Consider the following 533-nt stretch of genomic DNA (forward strand, 5'->3'; position numbering starts at 1 on the left):
CCGTTCAACGTCATGGTCAGCCCGCAACCGCCCGCTAGGCTCGCCGCAATCGTTGACTGGGACACCGGCACCATCGGTGATCCATTGCTCGATATTGGGCACCTGCTCGCGCGGTGGACCGAGCCCGGTGAAGATCCGATCATCACCGAACAGGCGGGCGGCTCGGCCGGCTACCCGAGTCGTCAGCAGCTGGCGGACCGATACGCCAACCTCAGCGGACGGGACCTCACCGCGCTGCCCTACTACCAGGCTCTGGCGTTGTTCAAGCTGGCCGTGATCCTGGAGGGGTCGCACGCTCGGCAGGTCAAGGCGGGCATCGACCCGGACCGAACCGACATGGGACCTCGGGTGATTCGCCTGCTCGCCGGGGCCGCGGAGTTCGCCCGCGGGCAGCGCAAGTGAGGTCGCGCGCATGACCGAACCACTCACCGAGCGACGCCGACGACTCGTGCGCGACGACATCGGCCGTACCGCTATCGCGTTGTTCGCTGAGCGCGGTTTTGACACGGTTACTGTAGGCGACATCAGCGCCG

1 protein-coding gene is annotated in these 533 nt (G+C 67.0%); it reads left to right on the plus strand.

Going from position 1 to position 533, the window contains the following annotated elements; translation table 11 throughout:
* On the plus strand, positions 1 to 402 hold a 402-nt coding region (locus A5692_RS21605), incomplete at its 5' end, for a phosphotransferase (protein WP_156765873.1).
* Between the last annotated feature and the right edge of the window lie 131 nt (positions 403 to 533).

The organism is Mycobacterium sp. E342, from assembly GCF_001667665.1.
GTDB lineage: Bacteria > Actinomycetota > Actinomycetes > Mycobacteriales > Mycobacteriaceae > Mycobacterium.